10 protein-coding genes and 1 pseudogene are annotated in these 15,664 nt (G+C 57.0%); 10 read left to right on the forward strand and 1 reads right to left on the reverse strand.

What is annotated here, in order from left to right:
* The 8 genes and pseudogenes from XM53_RS23715 to XM53_RS10225 form a co-directional block, all read left to right on the forward strand.
* Positions 1-193: hypothetical protein (locus XM53_RS23715; RefSeq protein ID WP_236544466.1), on the forward strand; the 193-nt coding region annotated here is incomplete at its 5' end.
* A gap of 22 nt (positions 194-215) precedes the next feature.
* Positions 216-1,583, forward strand: coding sequence for a UbiA family prenyltransferase (locus XM53_RS10195; protein ID WP_236544467.1), 1,368 nt, complete (start codon positions 216-218; stop codon positions 1,581-1,583).
* Positions 1,580-2,002 carry a GtrA family protein gene (locus tag XM53_RS10200; RefSeq protein WP_057792952.1) on the forward strand — a complete coding sequence of 141 codons (423 nt, stop codon included), beginning with the start codon at positions 1,580-1,582 and terminating at the stop codon, positions 2,000-2,002. Before XM53_RS10195 ends, XM53_RS10200 begins: the two co-directional genes overlap by 4 nt.
* A complete protein-coding gene (locus tag XM53_RS10205) occupies positions 1,999-3,324 on the forward strand; it encodes an FAD-binding oxidoreductase (protein ID WP_057792954.1) in 1,326 nt (441 codons plus the stop codon). The genes XM53_RS10200 and XM53_RS10205 overlap by 4 nt, the downstream gene beginning before the upstream one ends.
* Complete coding sequence (locus tag XM53_RS10210) at positions 3,321-4,058, forward strand: SDR family oxidoreductase (RefSeq protein WP_057792955.1); 738 nt, start codon at positions 3,321-3,323, stop codon at positions 4,056-4,058. The genes XM53_RS10205 and XM53_RS10210 overlap by 4 nt, the downstream gene beginning before the upstream one ends.
* A 10-nt stretch (positions 4,059-4,068) precedes the next feature.
* Positions 4,069-5,256 carry a hypothetical protein gene (locus XM53_RS10215; protein WP_057792957.1) on the forward strand — a complete coding sequence of 396 codons (1,188 nt, stop codon included), beginning with the start codon at positions 4,069-4,071 and terminating at the stop codon, positions 5,254-5,256.
* 159 nt (positions 5,257-5,415) lie between these two features.
* A pseudogene (locus XM53_RS24045) lies at positions 5,416-5,675 on the forward strand (IS3 family transposase); the annotation flags it as partial.
* A gap of 697 nt (positions 5,676-6,372) precedes the next feature.
* Positions 6,373-7,332, forward strand: coding sequence for a T9SS C-terminal target domain-containing protein (locus XM53_RS10225; RefSeq protein ID WP_144435511.1), 960 nt, complete (start codon positions 6,373-6,375; stop codon positions 7,330-7,332).
* A 122-nt stretch (positions 7,333-7,454) separates the two neighbouring features.
* Here the strand turns inward: XM53_RS10225 and XM53_RS10230 are convergent, their stop codons facing one another.
* A complete protein-coding gene (locus XM53_RS10230) occupies positions 7,455-8,945 on the reverse strand; it encodes a hypothetical protein (RefSeq protein ID WP_057792961.1) in 1,491 nt (496 codons plus the stop codon).
* Positions 8,946-9,347: 402 nt separating this feature from the next.
* Between XM53_RS10230 and XM53_RS10235 the strand changes: the two genes are divergently transcribed.
* Together XM53_RS10235 and XM53_RS23050 are read left to right on the forward strand one after the other, a co-directional pair.
* Entirely contained in the window at positions 9,348-10,181 is an 834-nt protein-coding gene (locus XM53_RS10235; protein ID WP_057792963.1) for a 2OG-Fe(II) oxygenase, read from the forward strand.
* A 751-nt stretch (positions 10,182-10,932) separates the two neighbouring features.
* The gene (locus XM53_RS23050; protein WP_057792965.1) at positions 10,933-15,108 is read left to right on the forward strand and encodes an Ig-like domain-containing protein; all 4,176 of its coding nucleotides are present in this window, start codon (positions 10,933-10,935) and stop codon (positions 15,106-15,108) included.
* Positions 15,109-15,664: the final 556 nt, after the last annotated feature.

Below are 15,664 nucleotides of genomic sequence, written 5' to 3' on the forward strand. Positions count from 1 at the left end.
GTTGGTGGACCACTTCAGTGGGGGCACTCCAAGTTATATCAATGTAATCGGTATTTTCGGGCATCAGTTCAACGCGGCAAAATCTCATTGCGGCAGAATTGTTTTGTCGCTAAGCCTACTTGCAATAAAGATTTTGAGAATTTGCGGAGATCAAGAATTTGAAAGCCGGGAGCGTACTGGCGGTCGACCTTGATGGGACGTTGTTGAGATCAGACATGCTATTTGAGAGCTTCTGGTCCGCGACGAGCCGGGACTGGAGGGCGCCGATAAAGGCGACGGCAGCGCTTCGAAGGGGTAAGGCGGCGCTCAAACAAGATCTCGCGGCCCTAATGGACTTGGACGTGACAACGCTGCCCTATGAGCAGAGGGTCATCGACTATGTCGAAGCTTGGCGAGCAAAAGGCGGAACGGTCGTTCTCGTTACCGCCACCAATGAAAACATCGCCAGCAAGATCGCCGAGCATCTGGGCATTTTCGACGAGGTTCATGGCTCGAACGGGTCGAGAAACCTCAAGGGGGGCGAGAAAGCGATATTTTTGAAGTCGCGGTTCGGGGAGCGCAGCTTTACATACATAGGTGACTCCAACGCGGATCTGCCGGTCTGGGCGGAGGCCGGAAAAGCGGTAACGATCAATCTTCCCGGAGCGGTTAGGCGGCAGGTCGAAAGGCTTGGTATCGAGACAGAGCATCTCGCCAACCAACGGCCCGGGCCGCGCGACTATCTCAGGGCTATCCGGGTCCACCAATGGTTGAAGAACTGTCTCGTTTTTTTGCCGATGCTCGGTGCGCACCAATTTGACGGTGTCACCTTCCTTCAAAGCCTCACGGCCTTTGTGGTTTTTTCATTCGTGGCGTCGAGCGTCTACGTTCTCAATGATCTTCTAGATCTTCGGTCGGACCGATCGCATCCAACCAAGTGTCGGCGGCCTTTCGCGGCCGGGGTGATCCCGATTGCGCAGGCAACATACATGATCGCCGGGCTGATGGCGGTTGGTCTTGTGCTGGCGCTGCTTCTTGGTGGCGATTTCGTGGCCGTTATGCTGCTGTATATCGTTCTCACTACCGCCTATTCCGTCTGGCTGAAGCGCAAAGCGATCGTGGATATTGGTACGCTTGCAGGGCTTTATACGTTGCGGATAGCCGCTGGCGCTGTCGCCACTGGCATCCCCCTTTCGGTGTGGCTGCTCGCCTTTTCGGTCTTCTTCTTCCTCTCGCTTGCGATCGTGAAGCGACAAGCAGAACTGACTGAAGGCGCAGCTAGAGGCAAGCTCAAGGCGGCGGGTCGAGGCTATGTTGTTGACGATCTGCCGGTTCTGGTCATGATGGCGGTGGCCTCGGGCTATGTTTCGGTGCTTGTGCTGGCGCTGTATATCCAGTCGTCTAACGTCAAGACTCTTTATGTCCGACCCGAGTTGCTGAGCCTAATATGCGGGGTTTTTCTATACTGGATCTCCCGTGTGGTTTTGATCGCGCATCGCGGTCAGATGAACGAGGACCCGATCGTATTCGCCGCGTATGACCGGGTCAGCCAAGCCTGTCTTCTGCTGACCTTCGCGATCGCCGCCGCAGCCTCTTGGCCATGAGTGTTAATCGCATCCTCGTTTTGTATACGCTTTTTGCCGTCATTTCTACGGCTTCAAACCTTGGTGTACAAAGACTTATCCTTTCTGGGAGCAGTGACGCGACCGGTTTCGCGGCGGCGCTTTTCTGCGGCACACTGGTAGGCCTGGTGGTTAAGTATTTGCTGGACAAGCGTTGGATTTTTGTCGACGTCAGCACCGGGTTGAAGGCACATGGCCGGACATTCACACTCTACACCATCACAGGCATCGCGACGACGGCGATATTCTGGGGAACCGAGACCGCGTTCTGGCTGATCTGGGGTACGAACACGATGCGCGAGTTGGGCGCTGTCCTAGGCTTAGCAGTGGGCTACACGGTCAAGTATTTCCTCGACCGCGAATTCGTGTTCCTCGATGACAGGAAGGCGACTACGCCGTGAGGGAGTTGTCGGGCTGGGGACGCTATCCGAAGTATCGCGGTCCGCTCCTTTCTCCATCATCGAGCGAAGAGTTGGCGGTGGCGCTCAAGAGGGGAGCAGTAATCGCACGCGGCAATGGTCGCGCCTATGGAGACAGCGCCATAGGTTTGCGGCATACCTTGGCGATGCGCAGGCTCAACCGCATGGTTGATTTTGATCGGTCGAGCGGTCGTTTGGTAGCCGAGTCTGGCGTTTTGCTACAGGACATCATCACCGCATTCTTGCCGCATGGCTGGTTTCCGGCTGTCACGCCGGGAACGAAATTTGTGACCCTTGGCGGAATGATTGCGGCGGATGTACATGGCAAGAACCACCACGTAGAAGGCAGCTTTCGCAATTTCATCGATTGGCTGGACGTCATGGACGCTCAAGGCAATGTGCGTCGCTGCAACCGGGAACAAAACACCGAGCTTTTTGACTGGACGGTCGGCGGTCTGGGCCTAACTGGCGTGATCCTGCGCGCTGGCATCCGCCTGCGGCCCGTTCCTTCGGCTTGGATCCGGCAGACATCTTGGGTGCTGCCGGATCTAGATGCAACCCTCGCCGCCTTTCACGAAGCGGAGTCGGCTTCCTATTCGGTGGCCTGGATTGATTGTCTGCGTTCCGGCTCTGATCTGGGGCGGTCGGTCCTAATGCTCGGGGAACATGCATTGCCGGAGGAACTGTCAGATGACGCGGCGCGCTATCCTTATGAGATCCCCGTGAAGACTCAGCGTAGTATGCCGGTAACCCCACCCTTCAGCCTTCTCAGCAGCGGTTTGGTGAAGGCGTTCAACGCGGTTTTCTACTGGAATGCTCGGCGTAAGCGAGAAGTATCCTTTATCGATTACGATAGCTACTTCTACCCGTTGGATACCATCCTCGGCTGGAACCGGATCTACGGCCGGCGGGGGTTTATGCAATTCCAATGTGTTCTGCCGCTCGAAACTGCGCGCGATGGTTTGCAAGCCATCCTCAATGAAACCTCTCGCACGGGTGCGGGATCGTTTCTTGCCGTGCTAAAACGCCTCGGGCCGCAAAACGGTGCCTTTTCGTTTCCGATGGAAGGCTACACTCTCGCGCTGGATTTTCCAGCTACGGCGCGCATGCTGTCATTGTTAGAAACGCTCGATGAGATCACTCTTGCGCATCACGGCCGGTTCTATTTGGCCAAGGATGGCCGTATGAGCGCCGAGATTATGCATCAGTCGGATGCACGCGCCGCACAGTTCCGGCAGTTGCGCCAGAACAGCGGGGCAGCGGAAACATTCCAATCAAAACAATCGCAAAGGCTCGTCATATGACCATGGGAACGCTGCTGCTGCTCGGCGCGAGATCGGACATTGGGCTAGCCACGGCACATCGGTTCGCTAAAGCAGGCTATGACATCCAACTTGCCGCCCGCAACAGCGCGGCGCTTGAACCGGCCCGGGCGGACCTCCAGTTGCGCTACAATGTGTCAGTCAGCCTGCATGATTTCGACGTGCTCGATAGGCAGAGCTATGACAGGTTCCTAGACGCGTTGCCTGAGTTGCCCGATTTGGTGGTCTGCGCCATCGGACTAATGGGCGACCAGATCGAGAACGAGAAAGACATTGAGGCTGCAAGCCTTGTCGTGCGCAGTACATACGAAGGGCCAGCGCTTATCCTCGAAGCACTGGCCAATCGTTTCGATCGTCGCGGCTCTGGCAAGATCGTCGGGATCAGTTCCGTCGCAGGCAACCGGGGAAGGGCAAAAAACTATGTCTATGGCTCAGCCAAGGCTGGATTCAATGCGTATCTTTCCGGTCTGCGCAACCGAATGGCTCGGCGCGGTATTCATGTTATGACGGTGCTGCCAGGCTTCGTGAACACGAAGATGACGCACGGCATGGACCTTCCGGAAAAACTGACGGCCGAGCCCGAAGAGGTCGCCGACGCGATCTATGAGGGGCTGCGCAGGGGCCGCAACGTGATCTATGTACGCGCAATCTGGAGGATAGTGATGACCATAATAAACGCCATACCGGAGCCGATCTTTAAGAAGATGAACATCTGATCGTCGCCCATTGACCCTCGGCACACGGGATCGGTCGGCGCGCGCCAAGGAGTTTTTGGAAGCGAACAGGCTTTTCAAAAGCGCCGTCCGGCAGAAAGAATGGAGGAGGATCGCATTGAGTGGATCAGATTTAAGCAGGTTGAGCCCGCAGGCCTTCGTCGTGCTGGCGATGGTTGCCTACATGTTTGGGCTATCTCCGTGGCTCGCGGAATACATGCGTTCGGGAGCGGTGCCGCCGGCGTTAGAATGGAACCTAACGCATTACCATGTCGACTATTTTCAGTTCGGCTTTCTGCGTCGCGCGCTGGTTGGCACGATTCTGTTGCCAATTTTCTCAGTTTTTCCGGATGGCGGTCTTGCCGAATATGCGATCCTTTTAGGCGCCGATGCCGCAATCGCGCTGGTGTTGGCCGTTCTAGTTGCGCGGATTTTCTTGCGCCCGCACATTACCAATCCCAACAAGCGCCTCATTGCCCTGATTTGCCTGATCGCGCCTGTGGGCTTCGTACAGCTAGGCTACGATGCCGGGCGGCTAGACCATGTGAATTTCCTGCTTTTTGTGGCCGCTATGAGGCTCGTCGTACTGGGGCAGGTGCTGGGAGCGGCCATTCTTTCGGTCGCGATGCTTTTGGTCCACGAAGCCGCACTATTCTATGCCTTGCCTGTCGTAGTAGCCTTTGCACATGCGTCCACGAAATCGGTCGCGTCGGTGCTGGTGATTGGAGTCCCGGCCGTCCTTTGTGCATCGGCACTAGCGCTTTGGGGTACTGCAGGCGCAGATCTAGCGCCGGCCCTGCCAGAAAACGCGAATATCGCGGCCGGGGTCTGGAGCCGAAACCTGCTGGAACCGGCAAGAGGCTTTGGCCCACTGCACTATATCATTACACTCTATCTGACTTTTGCCGCACTCGTTTTCTTGCGGCGACACTACAAGGCCAACGCGCAGGCGCCGGACCTGCTGTTCGCTGCGCCATTCGCTGTGCTGGCCCTGTTTGCGCTAGGGGTAGATTACGGTCGCTGGACGCATGTACTATTTGTGTCTGTGCTGGCAGTGATCGCCTGTGCGCCCCACTTGGGGCGAAAAGCCGAGGTCGAACTGACCCCGGTCTCTATTAAGCTATTTCTACTGCCGTGGATGTTGCCCTTGGGGCCAGTCGGCATTGCGCTACTGTACCCGTTCTTGCCGTTTATTTCATAGCTGCGGCCGGGGCTAAGGGCGAGCTGAAATTCGAGTTGGAAATAAAACGCCCGGCAAAATAGCCTTTGCAGACGGGCGAAAAAATCAGGATAGCGCCCTGGGTTTGCTAGCACGAAATAGGATGATGAAAGAAATTCCGATGATCGTAACAGCTCTGTCAGCGCCGAGGAGACTGTCCGCATCGTGCTGCAAGGTCTGCGCGGCGAAATCAGTATCGCAGCACTCTGTCGTCGTGAAGGGTTTGCCACGACCCTTTGCTACAGTTGGTAAGGAGTTCCTCGAGATGGGCAAGAAACAGAGCGCTGGCGATACAACTCGCCAGGCCACAGCGCCGGAGGTGAAGAAGTTGCACTCGGAGTCGGCGGCGCTAAAGGAGGCGGTCGCCGACCTGATTCTCGAAAAACCGATTGCTCAAAAAAGCATGCTCGGCCCCTCTCATTGATTGCTGCGCAATCAACTACCCGGCAGTGAATGGGGACGACGACGCGTGAGATAGCTCGAAAAGCAGGGCATGGATCACGTCCGCAGCGCACCGAACCATCCCCAGAACCAGACACAAAGCACGATCGAGCTTTGGCACCTGATCCTGAAGAACGGAATCCTGCTCTAAAACGACTATTCACCGACGGGCTCGAGGAGGCCACACGCGGCTTTGTCGAACACTACAAACACCGGCGCTACCACGAAAGCCTCGGGAACCTGACCCCCGCCCACGTCTACAACTGCAGGGCTGACACCACCCTCAGACGACGAAAGGAGATCAAACAGAAGGCTATCGAGAAGCGGCGCTTGCTTCATCGCCTGACGGCTGCGTAGCCTAAACCACAATAGAGCCAGGACCTTCGCTTACCACTGTCAGACCAACCTATTCCAAATAATCTGACGACCGGCACTGACATATGAACCCGTTCAATCCTTTCCAAAGATAACGCTCGCGTGCGGATCGAAAACTAAAGATCCGATCACAACGGAACCAGCTCGCATTCATAGCTCGGGAACTTGGCTTCAAGACAACCTCGTCGAACTGGACAGAACCAGTTCGGCCGGTATAGCGTTTTGTGAGGCAATTCATATTTCTGCGGCGACTACGCTGGCAGATCTGTAAGGAAAGATTTGATGAAAGTCATTCTTGTGCTAATGATAGCGTTCGGAAGTTCCGTTCTAGGGGTCGGCTATTTTACGGATCTTTTGCACCCTACAGCGGAGAGCCGCGCGCGCTCCAACGATGTCGTCTTGGCGAACTTGCTATCACGCAGTACCACGCCAAAGACGCATGTGCGCAGCTTCATAATCGGCAACAGCCTAGTGAACCACGAAGCGGGCCGGGGTTCGGACCTGACTTCTGTCCCCTACTGGCTTGCGCGGCTTGCCCGGCAGGATGGCAACACCTATGCGATGGCCGGCACCTATACGGCCTTGCGCGATTTCCAGGATATCGGGCCGGAAGCAAACTGGGCCTTTGACGGCGTGACCAATGCCTGGAATGCTGATGGCCGCGTCAGCTTTGCCGATGCAGATTTTACCTCGGTCCAGATCAATCCGCTCAACTATGTCCAGTGGCGCGGACCGACCGAGCCTTACTGGGACGACAACGGAACGCCAGTTGGCGCCGCTCTTGAGGTGATCGACGTTGTGACGGCGGCGGAACCGGGGATCGAGGTGCTGATCTACGAGGGCTGGGCAGATATGGGACCGTTCGTTTCGGGCGACTTTCCACCGTCGGCACGGGAGTTTGCCAAGTATCATGCCTACAATCTCGGCGAATACCATGACTGGTATCTTGAGTATGTTCGCGAACTGAAAGCCGCGCGGCCGGATGTCAGTATCCGATTGATCCCCGTCTCATCGGTCCTTTCCACCTTGCTGACCCAAAGCCCGCTCAACCAGTTGTCGCCAACCGACCTCTATGAGGATGACGCCCCGCACGGAACACCGACAAAATACTTCCTCGCAAGCCTCGTGACCTATGTCGGCACCTACGGCAAGCTGCCTCCCACAGATTTTGCCGTGCCGCCAAGCGTGCATCCACTTGTACGGTCAAATTATGCCGAAATAGTCGCAGCCCTTGGAGGCTGAGCGACCAAGCTGCTGCGTCTTGGCACCGACTCCATGACTAACTATGCGCGTTCTGACTGGCGGCTGAAGGTCTTGATATTGCCGATCACTTTCTGCGGCAGAGGCAGTGCATGAAGGTCATGTCAATGCCGGTTTTCAAACCGTGTGGTCTTGTTCGATGATGAAACGTGTCGTCGGGATGGTTTGGTGAACTCTCGGCGGTATGCAAGCTTTGGTGGTGGGGCTGGATCCGTGGCCGGCGCAGACTCGGGAGCCTTCTGAGTGGCGGTACCGCGCAGCGGAGCGGTCTGATACAGCCCCATCATGGAACCGGCGATCAGCCAGACGATCGGACTGACCGTGGCATTGGGAATCTGGTCGATCAGGTTGATCGACATAACAACGCCAAGGCAAGAGGAGACGAGACCGAGGCTCAGCCGGTTGCGGGCTAAGCCCAGTAATATCATCGGCACAGTCAGCAAGCCGAATTGTGCCAGATACCCGATCCAGCCATACGCACCAATGACGATAATCCAGTAGCCGTCAGTCGTGGAGATGTTCCGTCCCTCGTCGTCGTAAACGAAGTTTCGACCCCAGCTGCCCCAGCCTCCCAGAGGTTTCTGCTCTGCTTTCTCGAGAAGCAAGTCTTCATTCTCTAAGCGGAAATCAAGCGAGTGCGCGCGCTCCTCGCTTATCGACAGGGCGAGCTGATAGACGTACTCTGTTGGCACCAATCCGGACCCGCGCAGGACAGGATATAGAAGCACCGTTGCCGCGAGGATGGCAGCGATGAGAAGCTGCAAGCGCGGACCCAACACTAATATGAGCGGGGCGGCCAGTAGGCTGAGGCTGAGCGGTCCAAGCGAGCGACACAAAAGTAGGACGAAAAAGAGATACAAGGCAGCCATCATCCACTTGGTGCGCGCCCTGCCGTTCGCACCGAGCCGCATCATTGCGAGGCTCGACACAAATGCGGTTGCTACGGCGATCGCCAGCCAGAGACCATTATTCAAGAACACCAGCGGCCTGTAGCCATCTCCTCGGACATGTACCTCGAAAATATGTGGGAAAAACCCATAGATCATCTGATTGAGCTGCGGGCTCATGCGCGATTCGAATAGAATCAGCGGCGAATAGGCCAGCATCGAAAACACAATGACTCGCAGCAGAATCCTCTGGCGTTCTTCCGTGCCCAGATACCGACGTCCCAGCAGGAAAGGCAGGATCATGACAAGCATGCCTAGGGTCATCGAAGCGGAATCATAGAGCCGAAGGGGTGGCAAGTATGTTCCGCCGATGATGATCTGCTCTCCGTTTTGCAGGGCCGTGATGATCGGGCCGATCGTCAGCAAAGCAATGAGCCCTAAGAACATGGTCTGCCCTCGCACGATCTTGAAAGGATGCGGTTCCGCACGCGACGCGATGAGGCACATCAAGCTTGCGCAACCTGCCGGGATCAGCGTCTTGTCGACAGGCGGAAGGCCGGGAAGATCGAACCCCGCCCGCAGTGGCAGCAAGAGATACCCCGCGATGATAGACCAAACGAGTGCATGCTGGAGCGGCAATCGTTTGAAAAGGATCACCACCACCAAAGGAAAGGTGAAAAGGACGATGTAGGCGACAAGGTTAGGCATGCGGTCGTTCTGCGGCCTCTCGGGCGGGTGCGATCATTCTGCGAGAGTTTGCAGCACGACACAACTGAGCACCTCGCGCAACTAGGTACGCGGAGCTGAAATTCGCACTCATCTTGGAAACACGCTGTTTTCGGGGGAGTGCCTTCCGCACGCGGGCCTTTCAAGCCTGGCTTGTCCGGCATGAGGCCAAGCGCTGAAATAAGTTGCAAATTAAGTCTCTCGCCAATTACGCGCCGCAGAATATGACTGTACGGACCCGGCCATGCGACGGCGCGAGAACCATCGAATGGCGGGCGCGAATACATAGAAACTACTTGAAAAAGTAGAACGTTTGGGCAACCCTTCGGAGGTGGCTACTGCACTTTTTTTGGAGACTGTCCGTTAGAAGCGGAGCATTACGAAATGGCAATTCTTAATCTCGATCCCGAAACCCTTTTGATCTCAACCGATGCCGCGCGGAATGCGGCGAAGCCGCACGCTGAAACCTACCAAAACAGAGTGCCCTACCCATATGGTGGCTTCGACGATTTCCTGCCGCCTGAAATACTCGACCGCGTGCTCGAAGAGTTGTCGCAACTGCCCGACGCGGAAACCAGCTTTGATAGGGCGCAGGAGAAACTCAAGACAAGCTATCAGCCCGAGCGTCTTCCACCCTACACCCGTGCACTCTTCCATGCCCTCAATTCCCGCCCGGTCCTTGCGTTTCTCGAGGAACTGACTGGCATACGCGGGCTTATCCCAGATCCGTATTTCATGGGTGGTGGGATCCACCGAGTCGCCAATGGCGGGCATCTCGATATTCATGCCGATTTCAATCACCACAAGCTTATGAACCTGGAACGCAGGCTGAACATCCTGATCTACCTGAACAAGGACTGGAAAGAGGAGTACGGCGGCTCGTTCGAGATCTGGAACAAGGATATGACGGAAAAGGTCGAAGGGTTTGTTCCGGTCTTCAATCGCATGTGTTGCTTTAACACGAGTTCAGATAGCTGGCACGGCAACCCCGAAACGGTGAACCATCCTGACGGAGAAGCCCGCATGTCGATCGCGCTTTACTATTACACCGCGACTTGGGACAGCACGCGCAAGGGCCACACGACATTGTTCAAACCCCGTCCTGGAACCGCCGACCAACCCGATCGCGTAATCGCGCGCCGCGAATGGCTACAGGACGTGTTGCCACCGTTCATCCATCGCAGGGTGGGACATCGCCTACAAAAGTTCGGGTTCTGAGGTACGGACGCGCGGTTCCTTTTTGACGCGCCCAGCTTTCAAAGTTTGCGTGAGGACACCGTGAAATTGGGCGAGAGTCCCGATGTGTTCGGTGCGCCTCTCATCTGTTTTTGTGTGCGGACGCTGCAAGCTGGCATCACATGACTCATTTTTGAGCATTCTGTTGCTCGCGGTCAGTTCTGCCTGCGCGTGGCACATATTATCCGGCGTCCGTCAGAAAGTTGGCGTCAGATGTCCGGCAACGACACTTCTGTCAGCGAAATACCCTGACGATTTTCGTTTTATCCCAACAATCTAACCCGCGCTGAAGCGCCGGGCTCAAAGCGATCGTCAGTTTCGAGAGTCGTGATTCGCAGTTGGTTGACGTGAAGCTCAACGCAGGTAAGAAGGCGGGTTTGTGCTTCCGCTGCAACGGCGATTGAGCGATTTCACGCCGCTCAGGAACTGACGGATTCACGTTGGTCAAGTTTTAATGTAGGCGTTTGGCCACCACTCGTGACCAATAGAGACAAATTAACGGTAACGTTCACAGTTCGTAAACGGTGAGAGATGCACTGTCAGGCAGACGCAATCGTCGGCGCAAAGATTTGTGCGCCTATCAATTGCGATAAGCATGTGTGCGTCCTGATTTCAAGCCGCAAAAGCGATGAGACCAAGGCGAAGATAAGGAATGATAACACATCTTCGCCCCAAAAGCACCGAAAAAGCTAGGTAAATGCCTGGCCTAAGAATTGTCTAGAGGACCACTTTAATGGCGATCTCCCAAGCTACGATCAACCAACTTTTTGCCACGGACACATCGGCTCAGGGCAATGACGATCCAGCCGTATCCTTCGGCCTGGCCGGCATTACGGACTATTCGGGCCAAGTACCGTTCCTGGACATCACTAAAATGATGCGCACCTGGATCGGGCATGAACCTGGACGCTGGGGCGGATGGGACGAAAGCGACCTTGAGGCGGGGGGATTTCTCGACGAAAACGGCTGGCTCACCGCGATCCCAGATGACCTCGACCGTGTCGGGTCCGCTTGGGACATGAGCGGCTCGATGGCCGACTACGTGAGCGGCACCTATGTTCTTCAGTACGAGGGCGAAGGCACAATCATCGTCGGCGGCGCCGAAATCATAAGCCAGGAAAACGGCCAGATCACATTCAACTTCGATGGCGGCATTCTATCCATCGATATCATGGAAACGGACCCGAATGGCAATGGCGACTACATCCGCGACATCTCGATCGTCCGCGAAGACCAGCTGCCGCTGCACGAAGCCGGGGCGATCTTCAATCCCGAGTGGTTGGAGCTTTTCGCTGATTCGCGTGAATTCCGCTTTATGGACTGGATGGATACGAACAATTCGGACAAGACAAGCTGGGACGAACAAACCCCACTCGACAACTACACCTGGTTCGGAGACGCCCCCGTCGAAGTGATGGTGCGGCTGGCGAACGAGGCCGGAGTGGACCCTTGGTTCAACATGCCGCACTTGGCCGATGACGAGTATGTGCGGCGCTTTGCCGAATATGTGCGGGACAATCTTGATCCTGAATTGACGGCGCGGGTCGAGTATTCGAACGAGACATGGAACTGGGCCTTTCAGCAAACCGCTTGGCTGCGTGACCAGGCCGCGGCGGAATGGGGCGACACGTCCTATCTCGGTTATCAGAACTACCATATTAAGCGCGCGACCGAGGTCGGCCTGATTTGGGAAGACGTATTTGCGGAAAATTCCGACGCACCACAGCTCGTGAACGTACTTGGCGTCCAGGGTGACAATCCCTGGCTGGCAGATCAAATCCTGTCGGGCGATGGTTGGAGGGCGAATGATCCCGCAGGCTTTGTCGAGCCGTCGACCGTGTTCGAAGAGCTTGCAGGCACGACCTACTTTGGTGTCGATGTCGTGGTAGACGACTCATTGCGCACACAGTTGGTCAATGCCATTCAGAACCCCGGCGTCGATGCAACCGAATGGCTTACCGACTATCTTCGCGATACGTCGATTCCCAACGTGATTTCTTCGCTGCGTGAGATGGAATCGATCGCTGAGGACTACGGGCTGGGGCTTGTCAGCTATGAAGGCGGGCAGCATGTTCACCACAGTTTTGCCGTGGACGGCCTGACACAACAGCAGACCCAGATCCTGACAGAATTCTTCACCGACTATGTGCGCGGTCCGGAAATGGCGGCGCTTTACCAGCAGTTGTGGGATGGATGGACCGAGGTTTCGGACGGGGCCTTCATGCAATTCGTCGATGTGTCGCCAGCGTCGCAATGGGGCTCGTGGGGTCTTCTCGACAGTCTCGACGACACCAATCCGCGCGCAGACTATATCTTTGACCAAATGCAGAATGCTTCGAACTGGTGGGGTGCCGACCCAAACGCAGCCTATCTTCAGGGTGTCACGGAAACCGGGACATCGGGTGACGACATCATGGTTGGCACGGATGCGGAAGATTTCTTTGCCGGCGGTGCAGGTGAAGATGCCTTTATGGTCGGAGACGGCGATGACGGCGTCAACGGTGGAGACGGTCAGGACACCTTGCTGCTGCGCGGCGCGCCCGAAAATTACTCCATCACGGCGTCGGGCGAGGGGCATGTAATTTCCGGAGCCAATGGTCGGAAATACGTGATCAATGTCGAGGAGTTCGTCTTTGAGAACGGCGATGTTTTGTCGCTCAGCCAAATGCTTTCCACATTGCCCACAGACCCGGTGGAGCCCGTCGACCCGGTCGACCCTGTGAGCCCCGTCGAACCGCCGGCCAACAATGCTCCGACAGCGCGGGACGATGCTGCCGCGGTGCTCGAGGGCTACAGCGTCTTGATCAATGTGCTGGCCGATGACAGCGATCCCGACGGCGACGCGCTCGTCATCCATAGTCTTGGATCCGCCGCAAACGGTCAGGTCGTGGTTGAGAATGGTCAGGTCCGGTACACTCCTAACGAAGGTTTCAACGGTAGCGATACGTTCACCTATACCATAGCCGATCCGAGCGGCGCCCAATCCACCGCGAGCGTCACGGTTGGCGTCACCGCGGGTCTGGCGCCGGAAGAACCTGCTCCGACGCCCGTGTCGGATGTACGCAGCTACGTGGTTGGCAACAGCCTTGTGAACCACGAATTGGGCCAAGGTTCGGATCTGACCTCTATTCCCTACTGGCTTGCGCGGCTTGCCCAGCAGGATGGCAACACCTACGCGATGGCCGGCACCTATACGGCCTTGCGCGATTTCCAGGATATCGGGCCTGAAGCAAACTGGGCTTTTGACGGCGTGTCGAGCGCCTGGAACGATGACAGCGGTGTCAGTTTCGCTGATGCGGATTTCACGTCGGTTCAAATCAACCCGCTGAATTATATCCAGTGGCGCGGACCGACAGAGTCTTACTGGGATGGCAACAACACACCTGCCAACGCCACTTTGGAGATCATCGACTACGTCACCGCGGCTGAACCGGGAGTCGAGATCCTGATCTACCAGGGATGGGCCGACATGGGACCGTTCGTTTCCGGATCTTTTCCGCCCTCTGCGCAGGAGCTGGCCAACTACTACGCTTACAACCTGGGAGAGTATGACGACTGGTACACAGAGTATATGGACGCTTTGCAGGCCGCTCGGCCAGATGTCGAAATCAGGATGATCCCGGTTGCCAGAGTTTTGTCTACGCTGTTGACGCAAAGTCCCCTCAACCAGTTGTCGGCCACTGACCTTTACGAGGATGACGCCCCGCACGGAACGCCGACCAAATATTTCCTGGCCAGCCTGGTAACCTACGTCGACACGTTTGGTTCGCTGCCACCGGCTGATTTCGACATCCCTGCGGATGTGCACCCGCTGGTGCGCGCGAACTACGCCGACATCGTCGCGGCGATCGGCAACGAGATGGGAGTCGACGGCGGCGCAGGCACCGACGTTCTGCGGGGAGACGATGGCAATAATACCCTCAACGGCAATGACGGCAACGAGGTTCTGCTGGGTGAAGACGGCAATGACACGCTCAACGGCAACGGCGGCGACGACAGCCTGCTGGGCGGCACCGGGTTCGACTCGATACTCGGCGGCGACGGCAACGATACGCTTCTTGGCGAAGGCCAGGCCGACTTCCTGAGCGGCGGCAACGGCCAAGACTACCTTGATGGAGGCGACGGCCCAGATCAGATCTACGGCGACGCGGGCAACGACACGCTGCTTGGCGGGTCGGGCGCGGACCGTCTCTTTGGCGGGGACGGCCACGACTGGATCGACGCAGGCGCCAACGTCGGAGCGTCTGTTGACGGCGTCGAAGGCGGCGCGGGCAACGACACGATCTTCGGCGGCGTCGGCTTTGACCTGCTGCGGGGCGGCACCGGCGACGACGAAATCCATGGCGGTGCGCACGCCGACAACCTCTACGGCGAAGATGGCAACGACACGTTGAACGGCGAAGGCGGCTTTGACCGGCTCTTCGGCGGCGCCGGGGACGACCTGCTGGAAGACTACGAAGGCGTCGGCAGTCAGTTCGGCGGCTCGGGCAACGACACGATGCGCGGCGGCAACGACGGCACTACCTTCTACGGCCAGGCCGGCGATGACCTGATCGAGGCGGGCGGCGGCGACGATCGCATTGGCGCGAATGCCGGTTTCGACACCATCAACGGCGGTGCGGGCAACGACCTGATGTTCGGAGACTTCAACGCCGACACGTTTGTGTTCCAGGACGGCCATGGGGTGGATACGGTCGGCGACTTCGACGCACTCAACGCTCTGGAAAAGATCGACCTTCAGGCGGTCACCTCGATCGCGTCGCTGGCGGATCTGAACCTCGGTTCGGCCACAAGCGGCGCGGCCACGCAAGCGGGCGCCAATGTCGAGATCAACACCGGAAACGGCAATCTGATCATCCTCGAAAACGTGTCCCTCAGCGATCTGGATGCCAGCGACTTTATCTTCTGATCGGCCCCTTTACCGGCAAGTGCGGCAGACATGTCAACGGCTGCGTTAAAGCCTGTCAGTCCGGCGGAGCAAATGTCGGCCAGTATGGGCGTCACGCCTTGGAGCGCGTATCTCTCAAATACAAGGCGCGTTCCGAGGCGATGCCGTCTGTGGGCGCGGTGACGCGAAGGATGTGGCCGTTCCAGAAGTACTTCTTCATCTCACAGCCGTTTCGAGGATTGAAAGCAAAAACCCGGGTCCGAGCCGCATACTGCTTTGACACAGCAGCCAGCCCGTCCCGGGAGATTTGGTCATCGAAATAGATGTTTCCTATCAAGAACTCGGCTGGCTAGTATCTTGCCAACCCGAGAGAACAGATCTCACAGACCACTCACTGCCTTCCCCTGGTTTGCCCAGACGGCCTTGACCGCCCTAGCCTGGATCACAGTTGGCTTATGCCCAAGGCTGCTACCAGAAATCCCAGAGGCAAGTTCTGTCCTCCTGTTAACCAGTATTAACCAAACCCGGGTGTCGGACTGTGAACGGGATCACACGTTTTCGATTTTGTCTTAAACCG

The sequence above is a fragment of the Roseovarius atlanticus genome (assembly GCF_001441615.1).
GTDB classification, from domain to species: Bacteria; Pseudomonadota; Alphaproteobacteria; order Rhodobacterales; family Rhodobacteraceae; genus Roseovarius; species Roseovarius atlanticus.

What these genes read in the sequence shown, in the direction of transcription:
- XM53_RS10195 (WP_236544467.1), top strand. Translation starts at nt 216, where the DNA reads ATGCTATTTGAGAGCTTCTGGTCCGCGACGAGCCGGGACTGGAGGGCG.
- XM53_RS10200 (WP_057792952.1), top strand. Translation starts at nt 1,580, where the DNA reads ATGAGTGTTAATCGCATCCTCGTTTTGTATACGCTTTTTGCCGTCATT.
- XM53_RS10210 (WP_057792955.1), top strand. Translation starts at nt 3,321, where the DNA reads ATGACCATGGGAACGCTGCTGCTGCTCGGCGCGAGATCGGACATTGGG.
- XM53_RS10225 (WP_144435511.1), top strand. Translation starts at nt 6,373, where the DNA reads ATGAAAGTCATTCTTGTGCTAATGATAGCGTTCGGAAGTTCCGTTCTA.
- XM53_RS10230 (WP_057792961.1), bottom strand. Translation starts at nt 8,945, where the DNA reads ATGCCTAACCTTGTCGCCTACATCGTCCTTTTCACCTTTCCTTTGGTG.
- XM53_RS10235 (WP_057792963.1), top strand. Translation starts at nt 9,348, where the DNA reads ATGGCAATTCTTAATCTCGATCCCGAAACCCTTTTGATCTCAACCGAT.
- XM53_RS23050 (WP_057792965.1), top strand. Translation starts at nt 10,933, where the DNA reads ATGGCGATCTCCCAAGCTACGATCAACCAACTTTTTGCCACGGACACA.